This window comes from Stenotrophomonas sp. P5_B8, assembly GCF_054049855.1.
Genome location: NZ_JBFULO010000005.1, coordinates 1 through 17041, shown reverse-complemented (window position 1 = coordinate 17041; position 17041 = coordinate 1). Strand labels below are relative to the sequence as shown.

13 protein-coding genes are annotated in these 17041 nt (G+C 68.6%); 6 read left to right on the top strand and 7 right to left on the bottom strand.

The genetic code is table 11. The features are described 5' to 3' along the window. Nucleotides 1-59: 59 nt before the first annotated feature. Genes ACXJKH_RS00625 through imuA form a run of 3 tightly spaced genes read right to left on the bottom strand, consistent with a single transcriptional unit; the run spans nt 60 to nt 5200 of the window. Nucleotides 60-3161, bottom strand: a complete 3102-nt coding sequence (locus ACXJKH_RS00625; protein WP_457317904.1) for an error-prone DNA polymerase — start codon at nt 3159-3161, stop codon at nt 60-62. After that, nucleotides 3158-4573 carry a Y-family DNA polymerase gene (locus tag ACXJKH_RS00620; protein WP_457317903.1) on the bottom strand — a complete coding sequence of 472 codons (1416 nt, stop codon included), beginning with the start codon at nt 4571-4573 and terminating at the stop codon, nt 3158-3160. The genes ACXJKH_RS00625 and ACXJKH_RS00620 overlap by 4 nt, the downstream gene beginning before the upstream one ends. A 9-nt stretch (nt 4574-4582) precedes the next feature. Continuing rightward, nucleotides 4583-5200, bottom strand: coding sequence for a translesion DNA synthesis-associated protein ImuA (imuA, locus tag ACXJKH_RS00615; RefSeq protein ID WP_457317902.1), 618 nt, complete (start codon nt 5198-5200; stop codon nt 4583-4585). A gap of 336 nt (nt 5201-5536) precedes the next feature. On the opposite strand from imuA, the gene ACXJKH_RS00610 reads away from it, so the two are divergent. Next, nucleotides 5537-6427 carry a sterol desaturase family protein gene (locus ACXJKH_RS00610; RefSeq protein ID WP_457317901.1) on the top strand — a complete coding sequence of 297 codons (891 nt, stop codon included), beginning with the start codon at nt 5537-5539 and terminating at the stop codon, nt 6425-6427. On the opposite strand, the gene ACXJKH_RS00605 is transcribed toward ACXJKH_RS00610, so the two are convergent. Together ACXJKH_RS00605 and ACXJKH_RS00600 are read right to left on the bottom strand one after the other, a co-directional pair. Continuing rightward, nucleotides 6337-7095 carry a helix-turn-helix domain-containing protein gene (locus tag ACXJKH_RS00605; protein WP_457317900.1) on the bottom strand — a complete coding sequence of 253 codons (759 nt, stop codon included), beginning with the start codon at nt 7093-7095 and terminating at the stop codon, nt 6337-6339. The genes ACXJKH_RS00610 and ACXJKH_RS00605 overlap by 91 nt on opposite strands. Before the next feature lie 97 nt (nt 7096-7192). Beyond that, nucleotides 7193-8362 (bottom strand): MFS transporter, encoded by a 1170-nt coding sequence (locus ACXJKH_RS00600; RefSeq protein ID WP_457317899.1) that lies wholly within the window; start codon nt 8360-8362, stop codon nt 7193-7195. 76 nt (nt 8363-8438) lie between these two features. On the opposite strand from ACXJKH_RS00600, the gene ACXJKH_RS00595 reads away from it, so the two are divergent. After that, nucleotides 8439-8882: a winged helix-turn-helix transcriptional regulator gene (locus tag ACXJKH_RS00595; RefSeq protein WP_457317898.1), complete on the top strand. Its 444-nt coding sequence runs from the start codon at nt 8439-8441 to the stop codon at nt 8880-8882. A 270-nt stretch (nt 8883-9152) separates the two neighbouring features. Continuing rightward, nucleotides 9153-11984, top strand: coding sequence for a beta-glucosidase (locus tag ACXJKH_RS00590; RefSeq protein ID WP_457317897.1), 2832 nt, complete (start codon nt 9153-9155; stop codon nt 11982-11984). 117 nt (nt 11985-12101) lie between these two features. On the opposite strand, the gene ACXJKH_RS00585 is transcribed toward ACXJKH_RS00590, so the two are convergent. Further along, nucleotides 12102-12998: a LysR family transcriptional regulator gene (locus tag ACXJKH_RS00585; protein ID WP_457317915.1), complete on the bottom strand. Its 897-nt coding sequence runs from the start codon at nt 12996-12998 to the stop codon at nt 12102-12104. A 107-nt stretch (nt 12999-13105) separates the two neighbouring features. On the opposite strand from ACXJKH_RS00585, the gene ACXJKH_RS00580 reads away from it, so the two are divergent. The 3 genes from ACXJKH_RS00580 to ACXJKH_RS00570 all read left to right on the top strand — a co-directional run bounded on the left by ACXJKH_RS00580 (nt 13106) and on the right by ACXJKH_RS00570 (nt 16864). After that, complete coding sequence (locus tag ACXJKH_RS00580) at nt 13106-14464, top strand: MFS transporter (protein WP_457317896.1); 1359 nt, start codon at nt 13106-13108, stop codon at nt 14462-14464. Further along, on the top strand, nt 14461-14874 hold the full coding sequence (locus ACXJKH_RS00575; protein ID WP_457317895.1) for a DUF4440 domain-containing protein: 414 nt from the start codon (nt 14461-14463) through the stop codon (nt 14872-14874). Before ACXJKH_RS00580 ends, ACXJKH_RS00575 begins: the two co-directional genes overlap by 4 nt. Before the next feature lie 94 nt (nt 14875-14968). Next, complete coding sequence (locus ACXJKH_RS00570) at nt 14969-16864, top strand: CocE/NonD family hydrolase (RefSeq protein ID WP_457317894.1); 1896 nt, start codon at nt 14969-14971, stop codon at nt 16862-16864. On the opposite strand, the gene ACXJKH_RS00565 is transcribed toward ACXJKH_RS00570, so the two are convergent. Then, nucleotides 16842-17041 (bottom strand): hypothetical protein (locus ACXJKH_RS00565; RefSeq protein WP_457317893.1); only part of this gene is annotated, 200 nt, incomplete at its 5' end. The two genes, ACXJKH_RS00570 and ACXJKH_RS00565, sit on opposite strands and share 23 nt — an antisense overlap.

Genomic DNA, 17041 nt, shown 5'->3' with positions numbered 1-17041 from the left:
GTCGGGAAAGTCTGCAATTGCGGTGATCGTGAAGTGGATCACGCGCTGCGCGCGGGCACTCAGTGGAAGTCGCGGCTGCGTGTACGCACGCCGTCGATCAGGGCATCGATGTTGTACATCTGCCGCACGATCAGGTGCTGCACGCCGTCCACGCGTTCGAGGCGGCCGTCGATCTGCATCATCTGCGCTTCGACCAGCACGCGGTGCTGGCGGTCGGCGATCTTGCGCCAGACCACGGCATTGACCATGCCGCATTCGTCTTCCAGGGTGAGGAAGGTGACCCCGCTGGCGGTCTGCGGGCGCTGGCGCATGCGCACCAGCCCGGCAAAACGCACGCTGCGCCCGTGCGGCAACGCGGCCAGTTCGTCCGAGCGCTGGCAGCGGCGCTGGCGCAGTTGCGGGCGGATGAAGGACACCATGTGCCGGCCGAGCGTGGTGCCGGTGCTGTTGTAATCGGCCTGCATGTCCTCCAAAGCGCTGGGCAGCGGCAACGGCACGCTGGCTTCGACGGTGGCGCGCGCGGTGTCGAACAGCGGCAGCGGTTTTTCCACGCCGGACACTTCCCAGCGCGCGCGATGGCGATGCCCGCTCAGGCCTTTCAATGCGCCGGCGTCGGCAAGCAGGCCCTGGTGGCGACGGTCCAGCCGCGCGCGTTGGCTGAGATCGGCCACGCTCTCGAACGGCAGCCGTGCGCGTGCCTGCACCAGCGCGGTGGCCACGTCTTCGCTGAAGCCGTCGATCAGGCGCAGGCCCAGGCGGATGCCGAACGGCCGCCCGGGTGCGGTGGGCGCCACCAGCGTGCAGTCCCAGTCGCTGTGGCGCACATCCACCGGCAGCACCGGCACGCCATGGCGGCGCGCGTCCTGCAGGATCTGGTCGGGCGTGTAGAAGCCCAACGGCTGGCTGTTGATCAGGCTGGCGGCGAATGCGGAGGGATGGTGGCACTTGAGCCAGCAGCTGACATAGGTGATCAACGCGAAGCTGGCCGCGTGGCTCTCCGGGAAACCGTAGCTGCCGAAGCCCTTGATCTGTTCGAACAGGCGCTCGCCGTATTCGCGGCTGTGGCCATGGGCGGCCATGCCGGTGAGCAGCTTGTCGCGGTGCGGCTCCAGCCCGCCATGGCGCTTCCACGCCGCCATCGAGCGGCGCAGTGCATCGGCCTCGCCGGGGCTGAAGCCGGCGGCGGCGACCGCCAGTTGCATCACCTGTTCCTGGAACAGCGGCACGCCCAGGGTGCGCTTGAAGACCTTCTCCAGCGCGGGCGGGTAGTCGATCTCCTCGATGCCTTCTTCCTTGAGCTTCTTGCGCCGGTTCAGGTACGGATGGACCATGTCGCCCTGGATCGGGCCGGGGCGCACGATCGCCACTTCGATCACCAGGTCGTAGAAGCAGCGCGGCTGCATGCGCGGCAGCATCGCCATCTGTGCGCGCGATTCGATCTGGAACACGCCCAGGGTGTCGGCGCGGCAGATCATGTCGTAGGTGGGGCCATCGCCGGAGGGAATATCGGCCATGCCCATCTTCGGCGCGCCATGCGCGTGCAGCATGGCCAGGCATTTGCGCACGGCGGTGAGCATGCCCAGCGCCAGGCAGTCGACCTTCATCAGCCCGGTGGCGTCCAGGTCGTCCTTGTCCCACTGGATCACGGTGCGATCGGCCATGGCCGCGTTCTCCACTGGCACCAGCGTGGACAGGGGGTGTTCGGAAATCACGAAACCGCCCRGGTGCTGGGACAGGTGGCGCGGAAAATCGACCAGTTCGCTGGTCAATGCCACCACCCGCCGCATCAACGGCGTGTCCGGGTCGAAGCCACGCTCGCGCAGGGCCTCGGGCAGGGGTTCGTGGCTGCTCCAGCGGTCCAGGCACGCGGCCAGTTCGTTGACCTGGTCCGGCGGCAGGCCGAGCACGCGGGCCACGTCGCGCACCGCGCTGCGGCCGCGGTAGCTGATGGCCACGGCGGTGAGCGCGGCGCGTTCGCGGCCATAGCGGTTGAACACGTACTGCAGCACTTCCTCGCGGCGCTCGTGTTCGAAATCGATGTCGATGTCCGGCGGTTCGTCGCGCTCGGCGGAAATGAAGCGCTCGAACAGCAGCTCCATGTCGCTGGGGTCGATCTCGGTCACGCCCAGCACGTAGCACACCGACGAATTGGCCGCCGAGCCGCGGCCCTGGCACAGGATCTGCTGGCGGCGCGCGAAGCGCACGATGTCGTGCACGGTCAGGAAGTAGGACTCGTACTGCTTGGTGTGGATCAGGTGCAGTTCGTGTTCTATCTGCGCGCGCTGCTTGGCGGTGGCACCGCTTTTCCAGCGCCATTGCATGCCTTCCTCGACCAGCGTGCGCAGCCAGCTGGCCGGATCGTGCCCGGCCGGGATCAGTTCGCGCGGGTAGGTGTAGTGCAGCTGTTTGAGGTCGAAGTGGCAGCGTTCGGCGATGCGCAGGGTTTCGGCCAGCAACGCGGGCGGGTACAGCGCGGCCAGCGCCTGGCGGGTGCGCAGGTGGCGCTCGCCGTTGGGAAACAGCCGCCAGCCGGCATCGGCGATGGTGCAGTGGTGGCGTATCGCGGTGAGGGTGTCCTGCAGGGCGCGGCGGCGGCGGACGTGCATGTGCACATCACCGCTTGCCACCAGCGGGAGGGCGTGTTCGTCGCCGAAACGTTGCAGCGTCGCCAGGCGTTGCGCATCGTCGGCCTCACGGTGCAGCTCCACCGCCAGCCATAGCCGCTGCGCGAAGCGCGCCTGCAGCCAGGCGGCATCCTCTGCCGTGGGCGTGCGGTCCAGCCACAGGCACAGCAGGCTGGCCGGCAGCGCATCGAAGTCCTCGCGCACGCAGCGGTACTCGCCCTTGGGCGCGCGCCGGCGGCAGGTGGTGATCAGCTGGCACAGGCCGGCGTAGGCGGCCAGGTCGGTGCATAGCAGCACCAGCCTGGGGCCGTCCTCGATCTGGAACTCGGCGCCGGTGATCAACGCCAGGTCGTGTTTCTTCGCGGCCTGCCAGGCGCGCACGATGCCGGCCAGCGAGCATTCGTCGGTGATCGCCAGCGCGCGGTAGCCCTGGCCCTTGGCGCGGGCGAACAGTTCCTCGGCGATGGACGCGCCACGCTGGAAACTGAAGGCCGACAGGCAGTGCAGTTCGGCGTAGTCGGGCAGGGCGGTGCTCATGCGAACCAGCCGTGCAGCATCCACGGGCCGCCGCGCGTGTCGGCACTGGTATAGGCCCAGCCACGCTGGCCCTGCGCGGTTTCCACCACGTAGTAGTCGCGGCGGATATCGCCTTCGTCCCACCAGCCCGATTCGATCCGTTCGGGGCCGGACAGGATGCGCAGGTGCGGATCGAGCAGCGGTTGCGGGCGCGGCAGCAGCCAGCCCGGGCGTAGGGGCAGCGGCGGCGGCGGGCCTTTGGGCGCGCCGTGCGCATCGCCGCTGGCCCGTTCCGGGCGGTGCTCGGCACGCAGTCCCAGGCCCTGCACGGCATCGTCGCCGAGGCGCGCGCGCAGGCGTTCGCGCACCTGTTCCCAGGGCATCGCCTGTTGCGGGCGCGGGTCGAACAGGTCGCGCGCGGCCGGCACGAACGGTGGCAGGTGCTCGGCCTGCAGGCGCAGGCCACGGCTGCCGGCCGGCAGCTGCAGGTGGTCCACGCGGTTGCGGGCCAGCTCGAACAGCATCGCCGCATCGCGCTCGGGCGCGAGCAGGCCGATGCTCAGGCAGGTGTCCGGGTGCTGGTCGTGTTCGAACCACAGGTCGAAACGCTGCACCCCGCCATCGCGCGAACACAGGAACGCGGCCAGGTCGCCGGTCAGGCGACGCAGCGGGAACAGCAGGGCCTGGGTGGACTCGATTTCGTAATCGAACTCGATGCGCGCATCGAAGCGGTCCGGTGGCTGGAAATAGCGTAACGGCGGCGTACTGATTCCGCGCAGCGCGTCCAGGTGGGCCAGCACCTGGGGCGGGAAACGCCGGGCCAGGCTCTCGCGCGGCAGCTGGAAGGCCGCGCCCAGCGTGCGCAGGCCCGAGCGCGCCAATACCGTGACCGCCTCGGCGGGCAGGCCGCTGCGTTCGATCGGGAGCTGCGCCAGGGTGGCGTCCAGTTGGCTGGCGTCCACGCCCAGCCGTGCATGCGCGCGAGTCAGTACCCAGGCCGCATGTGGATTGGGCGCGGCAACCAGGCGATGGCGGAAACCGAGGTCCTTCAAGCCATCGCAGAGACGCTTTTCGATCGCCGGCCAATCGCCGAACAGCGCGCGGCTGGCGCCGATCTCCAGCGCCAGCGCGTGCGGGAAGGCCAGGCTGACCTGCGAGCTGATGCCGTACAGCCAGCTGGCCAGCAGGTGCCGGGTGGCCTGTTCGGCGCGCGGGTCATGTTCAACGGTGAGCATGTCGCGGGTGAGTACCTGCGCGGCCGAAAGCAGCATGCCGCGACGCAACCCCAATTGGCGGGCCGACGGGCTCACCGCATGCAGCACGCGGCGCTGCGCCGGGCCGCTGAGCAGCACCAGCGGCACCGACGGATCGGGCTGCTGGCGCAGGGCGGCATCCAGCGCCAGCTGTGGCAACAAGAGGCAGGCCCAGTGCACGGCGGCCGCTCAATGCGCCAGCGACAGCGGCAAGGGCTGCGCCGGGGCCATGCCGCCGCGACACTTGAGCACGCGTACCTGGCCGTTTTGCAGTTGCAGGCGCAGCGGCGCCGGTGAACTGTTGCGCGCCTGGCGCAGGTCGCGGAAGGCAAACCCCAGGCACTGGCCGGTTTCGGCGGCCACCTGCAGCCGGCGCAGGGCGCGGTCGTCGGCCTGCTGCGGCCAGCACAGCACGGCGGCGCAGGCCGCAGAGCGCAGGCACTGTTCGGCGRCCCACAGGGCATCGCGCGGGGCTGCCCGCACCACCTGCACCTGGTTCAAGGCCAGCCCGGCACCGGCCCAGCCGGGTGCATGCGGCAGGTAGGGCGGGGCAATCAGCACGATGGTCTGCTGCTGCTGGCTCAGCCGCGCCAGGGTCGGCCAGACCAACGCCAGCTCGCCGTGCCCCGGCGCGGCCAGCAGCACCTCCGACAGCGCCGCCGGCGGCCAGCCGCCGCCGGGCAGGCGGGCGTCCAGCGCCGGGTGGCCGGTAGGGTGCGGGGCCGTGGCCGGCGGCGTGGCCTGCGGCCTGCCGCGCCAGACCTGCCGGCTTTCCAGCAACTGGTCCAGGGCCAGTACCGCGCCCATCAGCGCACCTCCCGAAGGGGCTGGCGCAGGCAGGCGGGGGCGGCAAGGCGGGGCATGGCGGGCAGTATCGGCAGGGTCGGTGTCAGGGGCTGAGACCGACAATCCTACCGGCAATTAGTAAAAATGCTAACGATTCGCGCGACGGCAGTTTGAACGCAGCCGGGGTGATGAATGCTTCAGCCAGTGGCCTGCCCGCCGCTTCAGCGGCCGTGGGGGTCAAGTCGATGTGGAGGGCATGGAAGGCCGCACCGGCGGCCGCGGCGGGATGCGCGGTTTGTTCAAGCCCGGCCGCGCCATTGTCGCGAGCATGGCCGCTCCTTTGTATGGAGCAGGTCGATGAAGCGATGGTGGTTGGCGTTGTATGCGCCGGGAATGCTGCTTGGATGCGTGGGAATGGCCACGTGGTGGGTGGGGTATGCAGCGGGATCGGCCCTGTGGCTGCTGCCGGGGTTGGTGCTGGCCATCGCCGTGTCGTGGCTGGCCGAGCGCTGCTGGCCGTATGACCCGGCCTTCAACGCACGCCAGGGCGATGCGGGCCGCGATGCCGTCCACGCGCTGGTGAATGAAGGGTTGAACCTGCTGGCGATCGGTGCGATTCCGCTGGTGGCCACGTGGGTGCCGTGGCAGCTGTGGCCGACGCACTGGAGTGTTGTGGCGCAGGTGGTGCTGGCGATCGTCGCCGCGGACCTGGGCATCACCCTGGTGCATTACGCCAGCCATCGCTGGGCCTGGCTGTGGCGGTTGCATGCGGTCCACCACAGCGTGACCCGCATGTATGGGTTCAACGGATTGATGAAGCACCCGCTGCACCAGACGGCCGAAGCCTTGGGCGGGGTGCTGCCGCTGCTGTTGCTGGGCATGCCGTACCCGGTGGCGGCGGTGCTGGCCTTCGCCATTGCCATCCAGCTGCTGCTGCAGCACTCCAACGTGGACATGCGGCCGGGCTGGCTGGGCAAGGTGATGGCATGGGCCCCGCTGCATCGGTTCCACCATATGCGCTATGGCACGGCCGGCGACGTCAATTTCGGGCTGTTCCTGACCGTCTGGGACCATCTGCTGGGCACCGCGTTTGATGCGGACTACCGGATGCGGGTGGACGATCTGGGCATCGGCAGCCAGCCGGATTATCCCAAGGATTACCCAGGGCAGCTGCTGGCCCCGTTCCGTGCATTGCCGCATGGGGAGGCACCGCCGCCGCCGCCGGGGCTGGAGCGGTCGTCGCGGTAGTGCTGCAGGTGCAGGCGTGACAGATGCTCGGCACGCACGCCGAACATGCGCCGCAGGCTGCGCGAAAAATGGGCCAGGTCGGCGAAGCCGGCGGCATGGGCGCAGGCGGTGAGGCTGTGGTCCTCCATCACCAGGACCAGGGCCTGGCGCAGCCTGCGCCACAGCACCAGGCCGCGCAGCGATACCGCCAGGTCCTGCTGGAAGCGGCGGTGCAACTGGCTCTCGGACAGGTGCGCGGCCGCTGCGATGGTCGTGGCCGCGACGCGTTCGGGCAAGTGCGCATCCAGCGCAGACAACGCTGCCTGCAGCCGTCGGTCCAGCGGTGTGCGGGCGATCAGGGTCGACAGGCAGGGCAGCAGTGCCACCGGATCGCAGGGGAGCTGCGGCAGCTGGGCCTGCAGATGCGCCAGGTCGACATGGCTGGGTTCCAGCCACAGCGTGCAGCCGCGCGCGGGGACGGCAAGCACGGCATGTGACTGGAAGGAGGGCAGCAGCATGCGCGGCCCGGACCGCATGCCGTCTTCGTCCTCTATCGTCCACTGTCCGGTGTCAGCCAGCAGGATCTGATGCGCGTAGTGGGCATGGGCACCGGTGGCGCCGGCATGGCCCTGCAGCAGGGCGAAATGCGCACCGAGCAGCAACGTGCCGGTCCAGCGTTGCTCGTTCACCACCACCACCGCATTCTGCGCATCATCACGTCGACATGGCAGGGTTGCCTGTGTCCAACAGGGTAGCGGAAACACGGTCGCCGCCCCATCGCAACGCTCACCGGGAACGACGCAGGGCCGCCCATAGGCCCAGGGCAAGCAACGAGACGCACCCGCCTGCGATGCACACACCGCTCCACCCGTAGCTTGCATACATCGCGCTGCCCAGCACCGCACCCAACCCGCTGCCGGCGGCATAGAACAGCATGTAGGCGGCGATCACCTGTGCCTGCGCGTGCGGCGCGGCGGCCAGGATCAGGCTCTGGTTGGTGACATGCAGGGCCTGCACCGCCAGATCGAGCAGCAGCACGCCCAGCACCAGCCAGCCCAGGTGCAGCGACAGCCCCGCCAGCGGCGCCCAGCTCAGCAGCAACAACAGCAACGCCGCGCCGGTCACGCGTTCGGCATGGCCTTGATCGCTCCAGTGCCCGCTGCGTGAAGCGGCCAGCGCACCGAGCAGGCCGACCAGCGCGAATGCGCCGATCGCGGTGTGGTCGAGCGCATGCGGCGGTGCGCTCAGGGGCAGCGCCATGCTGCTCCAGAACAGCCCGAACGCAACGAACATCAGCAAGCCCAGCACGCCGCGCCGGCGCAGCACCGGTTGCTGGCGCAGCAGTGCGAACAGGGACAGCTGCGGCGTTGCGGCCGGTATCGGCAAACGTGGCAGGCGCACCCACAGCAGCACGCCGCTGACCACCATCAGCGCGGCCGACAGCAGGTAGACCGCGCGCCACCCGGCCAGGTCGGCAACGCCACCGGCCACCACCCGCGCCAGCAGCAACCCGATCACCACCCCGGCCTGGGCGGCACCCACTACGCGGCCGCGCTCGTGCGGATCGGCGGCGGCGGCCGCGTAGGCGATCAGGCCCTGGGTCATCGCGGTGCCGAGCAGACCCAGCGCGAGCATGCCCAGCAACAACGCCAGCGGGTTGCCGGCGCAGGCGACGCCGAGCAGGGCCAGCACCAGCGCCGCGTTCTGCACCGCCATCAGGCGGCGCCGGTCGCGGCGGTCGCCCAGCGGCACCAGCCACAGCAGGGCCAGCACCGAGCCGAGCTGGGTAGCGGCGATCACCACGCCGATCCGCGCGGTGCCGATGTGCAGGTCCGCTGCCAGCGCATCCAACAGGGGCTGGGCGTAGTAGACGTTGGCCACGCTGAGCCCGGCGGCACAGGCGAACAACAGCAGCAGGGGCGTGGCGGTACGGGGCAGGGAGGCGGCATGCGACATGCGGTGGTCTCAAATTAGAACCAGTTGATTCTGGCGCACGCGGTTCTAAAATGAAACCACTTCTGGAGGGCCCGCCATGAATGACGATCCGAACCTGACCTGCCCGGTGGCGCGCGCGCTGGACGTGGTGGGCGATCGCTGGTCGCTGCTGATCGTGCGCGACGCCTTCGACGGCGTGTGCCGTTTCAGCGATTTCCAACGCAGCCTGGGCATGTCGCGCAGCATGCTCAGCCAGCGCCTGCAGGCCTTGCAGGACTCCGGCGTGCTGGCACAGCAGGCGGCGGCCGATGGCAGCCGTTACCAGGACTATGTGCTGACTACGCAGGGCCGGGCGCTGTTCCCGCTGGTGGTGGCGCTGCGGCAATGGGGCGAGGGCTTCCTGTTCGCCGAAGGTGAACCGCGTTCGCAGTTGCTGACGCTCACCGAGGGCCGTGAACTGGCCCCGCTGCTGCCGCGCGACGCAGACGGGCAGGTGCTGGAGCCGACGGCCACCCACGTGGTGAAGCCCCCGGCAGGGTGATCGCAAGCCGCCGCACGCGCCTGCGAATCTGAACACGCTGTTGACAGGCATGAACAGGGTGGACGACTCTTCACCGGATGGGTGCCGCCTGCGGCGCCCACCGGACAGCATGGCTGTATCGACGGGCGGAGGGGCCTGGTCGTAGCTGCGTTGCCCCGGGTAGTACCCGATACCGGCCTGCAAAGGCCGGGATCCGCCATCTTGGCGCTGCACCCTTCTGCGGCACGACTCCCTGGATTTTTTGCGTAAGCAAAGGTGTTTCGCCCGCTCATGAAAACGATTTCAAAGCCACTGGCCCTGACGGCCGCCATCACGCTCTCGCTCGCCGCTTCGGCCTGGGCATCCTCGCCGAAGGTCGCCGACAGCGGCGATGCCTTCACCGTGCTCAGCCTGGAACAGGCGCCGGACTGGCTCGATGCCAAGGACGTCGCCGCGCAGTTGCAGGCCCTGAACGTGGACGCGCTGACCATCGGCAACGTGCACCGTGCCGCCGATACGGCTGAAAGCAGCCGCGCGCCGGATCCGCTGGAAGCGCTGGCCGACCAGCTGGGCTACACCTATCGTTTCGTCAGCGCCGATCCGGCCTCGGCCGAGCGCCGCGGCAGCATCGTGATCTCGCGCCTGCCGGTGGAAGCGGCTTCCGGCATCGAAGCCCCGGGCCTGAACTACCTGCGCTTGAACGACGGCCGCCACGTGGTGGCGCTGTATACCCGCACCGCCGATGGCGACGCGACGGGCGCCGCGTTCAAGGCGCTGGTCGATGCATCGCGCGTGGGCGCCCCGGCGGTCCTGCTGGGCGCCGATGAGGCCGGCGCACGCGCGGCCGGCTTCGAGGCGCGTGGTGAGGACACCTATTCCAATGGTTTCCAGTCCGCCTCCCGCACGTCGGTGAAGCTGCGCCTGGATGCCGGCAAGACCGCGCTCAAGGGCACGCTGCTGACGTTGGACTACGCCGCCCCGGTCGGTGGCGACACGCCGTGGATGGATACCTCGCTCAACGCCGATGCACGCGCCCGCCTGATCGTGGCGAAGATGACCGACGATGAGAAGTTCCAGATGCTGCACAGCTACTTCGGGCTGGGCAAGGATGGCGGGCCGTTGCCGGAAGGCGCGGTCGGTTCGGCCGGTTTCGTGCCGGGCGTGGCGCGGCTGGGCATTCCGTCGCAGCAGTCGGCCGATGCCGGCGTGGGCGTGACCAACCCGGGCGGCATCCGCAAGGGAGACCACGCCACGGCGATGCCGTCCGGTCCGTCCACCGCGTCCAGCTGGAACCCGGAAGTGGCCTTCGCCGGTGGCGCCACCATGGGCCGCGAGGCCTGGCAGCAGCGCTTCAACATCCTGCTGGCCGGCAGCGTCAACCTGCAGCGCGATCCGCGCAATGGCCGCAACTTCGAGTACGCCGGCGAAGACCCGCTGCTGGCCGGTCGCCTGGTCGGCGAGTCGATCCGTGGCGTGCAGAGCCAGCACGTCATGTCGACGATGAAGCATTTCGCGCTCAACGACATGGAAACCTCGCGCAATTTCCACAGCGCCGAGATCGGCGAGCAGGCCATGCGTGAATCGGACCTGCTGGCCTTCGAGATCGCACTGGACATCGGCAAGCCCGGCTCGGTGATGTGCTCCTACAACCGCATCAACGGCACCTACGGCTGCGAGCACGATTACCTGATGAACCAGGTGCTCAAGCAGGAATGGAAGTTCCCCGGTTTCGTGATGTCCGATTGGGGCGGCGTGCACAGCGGTTCGAAGGCGGCACTGGCCGGCCTGGACCAGCAGTCGGCCGGTGAAGTGTTCGACAAGGCGGTGTTCTTCGATGAACCGCTGCGCCTGGCCGTGGCCGGTGGCGTGGTGCCGCGCGCCCGTTTGGACGACATGGTCAGCCGGATCCTGCGTGCGATGTTCGCCAACGGCAACTTCGACGTGCCGCCGCAGCACCAGCCGATCGACGATGACGCCGGCTTCGCGGCCGCCCAGCGCACCGTGGAAGAAGGCAGCGTGCTGCTGCGCAATGCCAACAACGTGTTGCCGCTGGGCCCGGAGGTCAAGCGCATCGTGATCATCGGTGGCCACGCCGACAAGGGCGTGATCGGTGGCGGTGGTTCGTCGATGGTCGGCTGGACCGCCAAGGGCACCAACGCGGTACCGGGCGTGCTGCCGACCACCTGGCCGGGTCCGGTGATCTTCCACCCGTCCTCGCCGCTGGAAGCGCTGCGCGCCGAGCGCCCGGACGCCAGCATCGAATACGTGGATGGCCGCAACGTGGCCGCCGCCGCGCGCGCTGCCGCCGCGGCGGATGTGGCGATCGTGTTTGCAACGCAGTGGTCGGCCGAGTCGGTCGATCTGCCGCACATGAAACTGCCCGACAACCAGGACGCGCTGATCGCCGGGGTGGCCAAGGCCAACCCGAAGACGGTGGTGGTGCTGGAAACCAACGGCCCGGTCGARCTGCCGTGRCTGCAGCAGGTGCCGGCGGTGCTGCAGGCGTGGTACCCGGGCATCCGTGGCGGCGAAGGCATTGCCGCGCTGCTGACCGGCAAGGTCAATCCGTCCGGCCGCCTGCCGGTGACATGGCCGGTGGATGCCAGCCAGCTGCCGCGCCCGGAAGTGAACGGGCTGGGCTTCAATCCGAAGCACAAGCCGGACGACACCATCGACTACAACATCGAAGGCGCCAACGTCGGCTACAAGTGGTTCGCCGCCAAGGGCCTGGTGCCGCAGTTCGCGTTCGGCCATGGCCTGTCGTACACGCAGTTCAGCTACGACAACCTGAGCGCCACCTCGATGGGCCAGCGCCTGGTCGCCACCGTGGATATCCGCAATACCGGCAAGGTCGCCGGCGCGGACGTGGCGCAGCTGTACCTGAAGATGCCCGATGGCAGCACCACCCCGATCCGCCTGATCGGTTTCCAGAAGGTGATGCTGCAGCCGGGCGAGTCGCGCCGGATCCGCATCGAAGCCGAACCGAAGACGCTGGCCAGCTTCGATACCGCCGACAAGCAGTGGAAGATCGCTGAAGGCCGTTACGAACTGCAGCTGTCGCGCTCGGCCAGCGAGCCGCTGCAGACCACGCCGATCGTGTTGAGCGGTGGTGTGGTGCGCTGAGCAAGGCAGGTACCGGCCAACGGTCGGTACCTACCGATGCGGGACGGCCAACGGCCGGCACCGACCGGTCCCGGCGTCCGGGCAGGTCACGACCGCTGGTCGTGCCTGCCGTCGGGTTCACCCCGGCAGATGCTGGCGCAGGTGCGCCAGCAGCAACTGCACCCGGCGCGAGGGATGCGCGGTGTTGGGAAACACCGCATACACGCCCTGGCGCGGGAAGCGATGCCCACGCAGGATCGGCAGCAGCCGGCCTGCGGCGAGGTCATCGGCGATCAACCACTGCGGCAACACCGTCGCCCCGGCCCCGGCCAGCGCGAAGGCGCGCAGCGTGGACGCATTGTCCACGGTGACCACCGCGTCGGCCGGATTGCTGGCAAACAGCTGATCGCTGCCATCGGGCGCGATCAGGGGCAGGTCGGCCAGGCGGGGATAACCCAGCCGAGGCAGCGTGCGTACCCAGTCCGGGCTGTCGCGCGCGGCCGCATCGGGCAACGCAGACAACAGTGACGGCGCGGCCACCGCGCACAACGCATGCTCGTCCAGCAGGGTGGCGCGCAGTTCCGAATCGGCCATGCGCCCGAGCCGGATCGCCAGGTCGAAGCGCTCGGGAATCAGGTCGGCATGCGTCGGCGAGGTCGACAGGTGCAGGCGCAGCTGCGGGTGCTGGGCGCGGAATGTTTCCAGCAGCGGCACCAGCCTGGCGCTGGCGTATTCGGGTGTGGTGGTCAGGCGCAGCGTGCCGCGCAGCTGCTGTTGTTCGCTGCGGGCTTCCTCGATGGCCTGCTCGGCGGTGGCCAGCATGGCCACGCAATGCTGGTGGAAGCGCTCGCCGGCCTCGGTGAGTGCCAGGCTGCGGGTGTTGCGCACCAGCAGGGTGACGCCCAGCTCCTGTTCCAGCCGTTTGAGGTTAAAGCTCACCACCGCCTTGCTGTGGCCCAGCTGTTGCGCGGCTGCGGTGAGGCTGCCGGCATCGACCACGGCTTTGAAGATCTCGAAGCGGTCCAGGCTGACCATCGCCTTGCCTTTGAATGTCAAAAATAATTTGACAGTCTTGCATCGGATGCTCGGTTTATCCAGCGCTTCCCGGCGCGCATGCTACGCCCTCGTCAACGGAGCGCGCCATGACCTACCGGGCCAAAGTGGAAGGGCTGTACCTGCTCGGGTTCTCGCTGGACCTGGTCAACATGTTCATCGGCAACGTCGCCTATCCGGCGCTTGCGGCCGAGCTGCATGCCTCGGTGCCGCAGCTGGCGTGGATCGGCAACGCCTACATGCTCGGGCTGACGCTGGTGATTCCATTGGGTGGCTGGTTGGCCGCGCGGCTGGGCGAACGGGTGCTGCTGTGCCTGTCGCTGGGCGTATTCGCGCTGGCGGCGATCCTGGCCGGCAGCGCGCCGACCATCGAGGCGCTGATCGGCTGGCGGTTGCTGCAGGGCCTCGGTGGTGGGTTGTTGATTCCGGTCGGACAGGCCATGGCTTACCGGCATTGCCCGCCGGCCGAACGGGGTCGGTTGACCGCGCGGATCATGGCGGTCGCGCTGCTGGTGCCGGCGCTGTCGCCCGCGCTGGGCGGCTGGCTGGTGGGGCTGGGATCGTGGCGCTGGGTGCTGTGGGCCAGCGTTCCACTGGCGATGCTGGCCCTGGTGCTGGCGGCGATGTGGATCCGGCCCGAAGCGAGGCTGGCGTTGCCGCGCCTGGATCGACGCGGGCTGGTGCTGGGCTCGCTGGGCCTGAGCCTGCTGCTGGTGGCCTTGAGCCTGATCGCCGAAGCGCAGCAGCGCGCGCAGGGCATTGCGCTGCTGGCAGCGGCCGCAGGCATTCTGATCGTCTATGCACGCACCGCCCGGCACACCGCGCAGCCGGTGCTGCAGTGGACGTTGCTGCGGCATCCTTCGCTGCGGCTGGCGATGTTGATCTACCTGCTGGTGCCGGGCACCTTCATCGGGACCCAACTGGTGGCGACGTTGCTGCTCAGTCGGCTCGGCTACAGCCCGGCCAGCATCGGCGGCTTCATGCTGCCGTGGGCGCTGGCTTCGGCGTGTGCTATTGCCACCACCCGTAGCGCGCTGCCGCGGATCGGCCCACGCGTGCTGCTCAGTGCCGGCATGGTCTGCCAGGCTGCGGGCATCGCGCTGCTGCTGGGCGTGCAGCCCTCGCAACCGCTGCTGGCGGTGCTGGCGTTCGCGCTGATGGGCCTGGGCGGCAGCCTGTGCAGCAGCACCGCACAGACGCTGGCGTTCCAGGGCCTGGCGCATGAAGAACTGATGCCGGGCAGCGCGTTGTGGAATCTCAATCGCCAGCTCAGCTTCTGCCTGGCCGCCGCACTGCTGGCGTGCGTGCTGGGTGCATTGACCGCCGTGCTGCCCGAGCGCGCGTTTTTCCTCACGCTGCTGCTGGCCAGCGGCATGACCCTGCTGCCACTGCCGCTGCTGTGGCGGATACCGGCAGCGTCCCTTTCCCTGCGAGCCAATCCCACATGACCCCTGCACAGACCGAACGTTCCCACGCCGCCTTCGATGAGGTGCGCATGCTGCACGTGCTGATCGAAGACTGGTTCAACGCGCGCCTGCCGGCCAGTGATCTGGAACGGCTGCTGGCACGTTTCAACGACGACTTCAGCATGGTCGGCATCGGCGGAGTGCGCCTGGACAAGCCGGCACTGGCGCGCTTCTTCGCGGGCGCGCATGGACGGCGGGCAGGCCTGCGCATCGAGGTGGCCGAGTTGGCGGCGATCGCGCTGCCGGGCGGTGCCTGTGCGGTGCGCTACCGCGAAGACCATACCGACCATGCCGGGGTAGCGACCCGGCGCGAAGCGCTGGCAGTGCTGGTCGCCGGACACGACGGTGGGCTGCAGTGGGCGGCTTTGCAGGAAACGTCGGTTGGCGCATGAATGCGCGCAATGGCGACCTTTGGCACCTACCCGGGCCGTGCGCCCGGCGCTAGGCTGCAAAGGTTCGTCGCCACCATCTGCCGGGAGAGAGCCCATGCGTGTCCGTGTCGTGCCTGTCGTGCTGTTGAGTTTCATGGTTGCCGCCAGCGTGTCGGCGCAGACCTCGCCGATGACCCCGGACATCCCGGCCAAGGGCTTCGTGACGCCGACCGCGCACGATGACTACGACAAGCGCGTGGTGATGGTGCCGATGCGCGACGGCACAAAGCTCTACACGGTGATCGTGGTGCCCAAAGGCGCCAAGAATGCCCCGATCCTGCTGACCCGCACCCCGTACGACGCGGCCAACCGCGCCAAGCGCATCGACTCGCCGCACATGCGTGACATCCTGCCCCAGGGCGATGAGGTGTTCGTCGACGGCGGCTATATCCGCGTGTTCCAGGACATCCGCGGCAAGTACGGTTCCGAAGGCGATTACGTGATGACCCGGCCGCTGCGCGGGCCGCTCAACCCTACCAAGGTCGACCATGCCACCGATGCGTGGGACACCATCGACTGGCTGGTCAAGCACGTGCCCGAAAGCAACGGCAAGGTCGGCATGCTGGGGTCCTCGTATGAAGGCTTCACCGTGGTGATGGCGTTGACCAACCCGCATCCGGCGTTGAAGGTGGCCGCGCCGCAGAGCCCGATGATCGATGGCTGGATGGGCGATGACTGGCTCAACTACGGTGCCTTCCGCCAGGTCAACTTCGGCTACTTCACCGGCCAGCTGGCCAAGCGCGGCAAGGGACCGGCGATTCCCAGCGTGGGCTACGACGACTACACCACTTTCCTGCGCGCCGGGTCGGCCGGCGACTATGCCAAGGCCAACGGACTGGACCAGTTGCCGTGGTGGCACAAGCTCATCGAACACCCGGCCTACGACGCGTTCTGGCAGGCGCAGGCGCTGGATGCGCAGATGGCCAAAACGCCGCTGAAGGTGCCGACCATGTGGCTGCAGGGCCTCTGGGACCAGGAAGACATGTGGGGCGCGGTGCACAGCTATGCGGCCATGGAACCGCGCGACAGCAGCAACACGCTCAACTACCTGGTGATGGGCCCGTGGCGGCACAGCCAAGTGAACTACGACGGCAGCAATCTGGGCGCGCTCAAGTTCGACGGCGATACCGCGCTGCAGTTCCGCCGCGACGTGCTCAAGCCGTTCTTCGACCAGTACCTGGTGGATGGCGCGGCCAAGGCYGATACGCCGCCGGTGCTGATCTACAACACCGGCGAAAACCACTGGGACAAGCTGCAGCAGTGGCCGCGCACCGCCGCACAGTCCAAACCGCTGTACCYGCGTGCTGGAGGCAAGCTGTCGTTCCAGGCGCCGCAGCCGGGTGAGGCGAACTACGAGGCCTACGTGTCCGATCCGGCCAAGCCGGTGCCGTTCGTGCCGCGCCCGGTGCGCTTCGCCGACCGCGACATGTGGACCAGCTGGTTGGTCAAGGACCAGCGTTTCGTGGACGGGCGCACGGACGTGCTGACCTTCGTCAGTGAACCGCTCACCGAGCCGCTTCGCATCGGCGGGGCACCGCAGGTGAACCTGGCGGCGGCCACCAGTGGCAGCGATGCCGACTGGGTGGTGAAACTGATCGACGTCTATCCCGACCAGACACCGTCCACGCCCGAGATGGGCGGCTACGAGCTGGCGGTATCCATGGCGATCTTCCGTGGGCRCTACCGGGAGAGCTTCAGCGATCCAAAGGCGATCGCAAGCAATCAGGTGCTGGATTACAGATTCGGCCTGCCGACGGCCAACCATGTGTTCCAGCCCGGTCATCGGGTGATGGTGCAGGTGCAATCGAGCCTGTTCCCGCTGTACGACCGCAACCCGCAGACCTTCGTGCCCAACATCTACCTGGCCAGGCCGGGCGATTACCAGAAGGCCACGCAGCAGGTGTGGCATGCACCACAGCAGGCAAGCTTCATTTCGCTGCCGGTGTATTGAGCGCTGCAGGGCCCGCCGCCGGTTGGCGTCCGATGACGCTGTGATCGATCCGGTAGTGCCGGCCGCTGGCCGGCTCCTCGTGATCCTGGAAAGAGATTCGAGGCGCCGAGCAACCGTCGGCGCTATCGGAATTGCAGGCGGCCACGACGCATTGCATTGCATCGGCCACCCCCAGGC

What these genes read in the sequence shown, in the direction of transcription:
- ACXJKH_RS00585 (WP_457317915.1), bottom strand. Translation starts at nt 12,998, where the DNA reads ATGGTCAGCCTGGACCGCTTCGAGATCTTCAAAGCCGTGGTCGATGCC.
- ACXJKH_RS00600 (WP_457317899.1), bottom strand. Translation starts at nt 8,362, where the DNA reads ATGTCGCATGCCGCCTCCCTGCCCCGTACCGCCACGCCCCTGCTGCTG.
- ACXJKH_RS00610 (WP_457317901.1), top strand. Translation starts at nt 5,537, where the DNA reads ATGAAGCGATGGTGGTTGGCGTTGTATGCGCCGGGAATGCTGCTTGGA.
- ACXJKH_RS00575 (WP_457317895.1), top strand. Translation starts at nt 14,461, where the DNA reads ATGACCCCTGCACAGACCGAACGTTCCCACGCCGCCTTCGATGAGGTG.
- ACXJKH_RS00580 (WP_457317896.1), top strand. Translation starts at nt 13,106, where the DNA reads ATGACCTACCGGGCCAAAGTGGAAGGGCTGTACCTGCTCGGGTTCTCG.
- ACXJKH_RS00595 (WP_457317898.1), top strand. Translation starts at nt 8,439, where the DNA reads ATGAATGACGATCCGAACCTGACCTGCCCGGTGGCGCGCGCGCTGGAC.